At 33.1% G+C, this 4857-nt stretch carries 4 protein-coding genes; all 4 read right to left on the bottom strand.

Annotated elements, in window-relative coordinates:
- Positions 1–563 precede the first annotated feature (563 nt).
- From Q3907_RS10445 to Q3907_RS10430, 4 genes are read right to left on the bottom strand one after another with little or no spacing between them, the layout of a single operon-like run.
- Positions 564–1859 carry a sugar ABC transporter substrate-binding protein gene (locus tag Q3907_RS10445; RefSeq protein ID WP_301898223.1) on the bottom strand — a complete coding sequence of 432 codons (1296 nt, stop codon included), beginning with the start codon at positions 1857–1859 and terminating at the stop codon, positions 564–566.
- Complete coding sequence (locus Q3907_RS10440) at positions 1859–2512, bottom strand: response regulator transcription factor (RefSeq protein ID WP_295758253.1); 654 nt, start codon at positions 2510–2512, stop codon at positions 1859–1861. The genes Q3907_RS10445 and Q3907_RS10440 overlap by 1 nt, the downstream gene beginning before the upstream one ends.
- The gene (locus Q3907_RS10435) at positions 2505–3815 is read right to left on the bottom strand and encodes a sensor histidine kinase (RefSeq protein ID WP_301898222.1); all 1311 of its coding nucleotides are present in this window, start codon (positions 3813–3815) and stop codon (positions 2505–2507) included. Before Q3907_RS10435 ends, Q3907_RS10440 begins: the two co-directional genes overlap by 8 nt.
- Positions 3812–4792, bottom strand: coding sequence for a sugar ABC transporter substrate-binding protein (locus Q3907_RS10430; RefSeq protein ID WP_295560835.1), 981 nt, complete (start codon positions 4790–4792; stop codon positions 3812–3814). The genes Q3907_RS10435 and Q3907_RS10430 overlap by 4 nt, the downstream gene beginning before the upstream one ends.
- Between the last annotated feature and the right edge of the window lie 65 nt (positions 4793–4857).

Here is a 4857-nt window from a genome sequence, read left to right as displayed (position 1 = left end):
TGATATATTCCAATAACCTTTTAATTTAAGTAAAAATAAACTCTACTTTTTAAATTCAATACGCGAAAATTTAAAAAATAACATACCCTTAAAAAATGTTTATTAAAATATACTCAAAAAAAATATATTCATACTTATTGGTCTTTTGCTGACCTACTGCTGCTCTAAAAAATGCGAGCGATAGTTATTAAATCATGATTTATACATATAGTATATCAGTCTAAGAAAGCGTTTACAACATCTCTACTTGCACATTTTAGGGGACTTTTTGCACTTTTTAACAACATGTTTATGATTTTTTACCATTTTAGACACATGAAAACTAACCAAATATTCTAATTTCAAAGAACTTTACTTCAAAACTATCACTAGACACTGCTCAAAAATCAAGATGAAAGCATTCCATGCTGTTGGTTACAAGAAAAATTTTCATCATAAAAGATATTTAATAATCTATGCAGCTATTTTATACAAAAAAAGATCTCAACTTATAACCATTGCTGAAATCTTTTTGATTGTTAAAAAATTTAGAGGTCTATTCACTAAATAAATAATTAATTTTGTTATTGCTTCTCCAATAATATATTTAATTCATCATTCAAATTTTGCATTGCCAACTCAATATCCTCATTTGTATCAATGACTCTTCGAATTTCACTATCTGCCATCGAATACAATTGATCATAGCCATCCAGCTTTTTTATCGTGATTGCTTGTTCCATCATATCATCAAAAAAATCTAAGTTATAATTTGAATCCAACGGCGCATCCTCTTGAATATACTTAGTCACATTTTTGGATGTTGACACATTCTTTAACACGGAAACACCCTGCGAATATTTAAACAAACTCTCTTGCGTTGTCTCATCATAACAAAGTAACTTCAAAAATTCCCAAGCCATTTTTTTCTTAGAGGACATTTTACTGATTCCACAAAGTAAACTATCCATTTGCGACACATTATTGCCACTAGGTCCTGCAGGCATTGGAAGACAATCCCATTCAAAACTTGAATATTTTTTAACGCTCCAAGGATACGGTTTATATGTTCTATATTCACTAAACATCATTGGACAAAAGGCAACCTTCCCTTTATCAAATAATTCACTTGTCACATTCTGATTTCGATTTAATTGACGTACAAATTCAATGGCTGAATACACATCCTGTTTCTGTAAAGTACACTTCATACTTTCTTCATCATACAATGCCTGTCCATTCGAACTTAGAGCATTTTGCCAAGTATAGCCATACTCTCCAAATTGATCGATTTCTCCATCACCATCCGTATCCACAGTCAATTTTTCACAAATTGAATAAAAATCATCCCACGTCCAATTCACGTTTGGGATCGCAATCCCATTTTCTTCTAATAACGTTTTATTCACAAACATCAAAGTTGGTGAACTTTCATATGGAAGTGCATATTGATGATCATATATATTTCCTGCATTTAATGTTGTTGAAAAATATCGATTTTTATTAAAGCCTGCATCCGTTTGCATAAACGTATCTAATGGTTCTAACATTCCCACCTTAGCATATGTAGAAAGATCATCACTCAAAACCATGAATACATCGGGCAATTTACCATCTAAAGCTTCCTTTGAAATCCAATCTGAATAATCCTCTTTTAAGATTCCACTCACATATTCCACTTGCACATTGGGATGTGTTTTCTCAAATCGTTCAATCACATCATCAATAATTTTGCCACTGTATGGACTTGGCACATTCCAGTTACTACCCGCAAATACACCTATCGTTAAAACAATGGGTTTTTGTGTATAATAAAATGTAGCTGTCAAACAACACACCAATATGGCTATCAAAAAAGTTCTTAATCTTTTTTTCACCATTATTTATTTCCCCTAGACAAATACCAAATAGCCAATTGTGTACGATCTCTTAAATCCAATTTATCCAAAATCACACTTAAATAGTTGCGAATCGTACCCTCACTAAATCCAAGTTTTTGGGCAATTTCTTTATTCGAGTAACCATGCCCAATTTGTGCAATGATTTTTCGTTCTGTATCACTTAAATCAAAATCTTCCTTATGTTCAAAACTAAATTCCGAATTCGAGTTTGCCATTTGCGAAAAGAACTGTGCAACTTTTCCTGCCACATTCGGATTAAAACATGCTCCCCCAGATAACACACTATGAATAGCTGAACTCAACTCTTCTAAAGAACAACCCTTTAAAAGATAACCGCTTGCACCATATTTTAAAGCATCATAAATATATTCATCATCATCAAACGTTGTTAATATTATAACTTTTATATTTGGATATTCTTTCTTCACAATTCGCGTACAATCCACACCACTCATATTTGGCATACGCACATCCATCAAGATAATATCTACACTTTCTGTTTTTAATGAATCTAATACTTCTTGCCCACTACCAACCACTTTTACAACTTCAAAACTTGGATCCGAATCTAAAATAATCTTTAAGCTTTCTCGAATGAGCTGTTGATCATCCGCAATCATAATTTTAACCATTATTCTCTCCTCTTCTCATTGGTATTTCTACAATTAACTCAAATCCATTATCGCCATAATAACGAATTCGTCCCTGTAATAAATTAATACGTTCCGTCAAATGATGAATACCAAAGCCCGGATTTACATCCTTACATCCTTGACCATTATCTTCAATAATTATAATCAAATTATTATCGGCTTGCGCAATCGAAACATAAATTTTTGTGGCATGACCATGCCTTACAGAATTGGTCATTCCTTCTTGAACTACACGATACACGATTTCTTCTTCATCTGCATTTAAATTCACCAAAGGCAAATGACACAAATAAAGAATCGTTACATCAGTCAATTTTTGAAAGTCCATGATCATCATATCTAAAGCTTCTTTTAAAGAATAGCGTTCTAACGCATCTGGCTTCAACTTATCCACTGAACGCCTGACATCCGTTAATCCTCGTTTTGCACTCTCTTGCAAAATCCCCAATTGTGCTTTTGTGACATTGACATCCCTATCAATCATCACTTGACAAGCCTCAAGACCAACACTTAATCCCGTTAAAGTATGTCCTAATGTATCATGAATTTCACGGGCAAGACGGTTTCTTTCTTTGGTTTCACCCATTTTTTCACGCAAATTCGCATAACCCTTTAGTTGAATATTCAAGCGTTTCAATTCAGCATTTAATGAAGCGAACTTTTGTGTTTCATTCATCTGCTTTTGTAGATACAAGAATATATAGGCAATAAATAATACAATATTTAAATTGGTTAAAGTAACCTCAATACCCATCAACAATCCTTGTGTTCTTGAATTATATACAGACAAATATTCCTGGAATGAAATCATAGGAATATAAATGGATAAATATCCATAATTTGAAAACATATATGCCAAAAAGACAAGTATGATGCAAATTGAACGATCAAAAGATTTATCTACATACATCAAACAATCGGCAATGACGATAAATAAGATACATGTTGCACTAAAGGAGATATTCTTCATCAAAATCAAACTGAATCCTAACTCAATAAAGATAGGAATCATTTGGTGATGATTAAAAAATTTGAGTTTTGGACGAATGGACACAAAACAAAATAGCGCAATAAACATAAATATAGAGATATAAAAAGAACGCATTGGAACATTGGAAAGCGTAGATATATTTTTTATAAAATCGGATGCATAGCCACTTTTTGTCACATGTACCAACGTATAATACATCACAATTGCGGTGTACCAAACAGTAAAAAAACTAAAAACCCACATACAGACATAGACAAGCCATACATTATATTTTTTAATATTTTGTATCATTGCCAGCCCTCCGTAGAATAATCTTGAACATTCTCTTTTGTGATGATTTGCACAGGACTCATTTCATTTTTATTCTTAATTGTTTCTTGCGAAAACAACTTATAAATTGCCTCCCCAGCCTTTTTTCCAAACGTCTTTGGCGATTGTGCCACAGTTGCAGCCATTTTACCTTCTGCAACCATTTCTTTTGCCTCAGGCGTTCCATCAATTCCATAAACATATTTATCTTTCAACATATTATTTGACGAAAGTGCTGCCATTGCCCCCATTGCGCTTGGATCATTCAAACACATTACAACATCAAATTCTATTCCTTCCTCAATAAAAGACTCCATCTTTGGCATAGCCACCTCTAATTGCCCATCACACTCCATACGTTTGACCACTTTATAGTTTTCATTGGATTGAATGGTATCCTCAAATCCTTTAATACGTAAGTAGCCCGAGCGAGTCGTGGAATGTTGTAAAAGAACAATATTAGCATGATCAAGCTTACGCATCATATCCTTTGCACATTGAACACCCGCATCATAGTTATCACTCACAATATTATAAGTAACGTTCTTATTATGTTTTACTTCCGTATCCACTACAATCACAGGAATATGATTTCTGTATGCTTCTTTTAATGAATCTTCTAACCCCTCATAATCAACAGGCGCAATTACTATGGCATCGACTTGTTGTTCAATCAAATAGTGAATTTGTTCCTTTTGCTTTTTTAAACTCATAGCTGAATCCAAAGCGATGAGCTGATCCCCATGTTCCTTTAAGATTCTAGAAATTTCCTCATTGATTACTGAATAAAACGTATTGTTGTAGGTCATATAAGTAGCTCCTATCTTACGTGGCTCCGTCGAATTATATATCATATTCGATTGCGTAGTCGTATTAATCAAGTAATTACTGCCAATCGCAAAGGCTAGACAAATCGTTAAGCAGAAGATAATATACGCAAATGATTTTGGCTTCTCCATTCAAATCTCCTTTTCTTATAATACTTTTTGTAGAACATATACAAGGATTGCGATAACAATGGGTA

This window comes from uncultured Holdemanella sp. (assembly GCF_958348295.1).
Lineage (GTDB): Bacteria > Bacillota_I > Bacilli_A > Erysipelotrichales > Erysipelotrichaceae > Holdemanella.
This window is presented reverse-complemented; position numbering and strand designations above follow the sequence as displayed.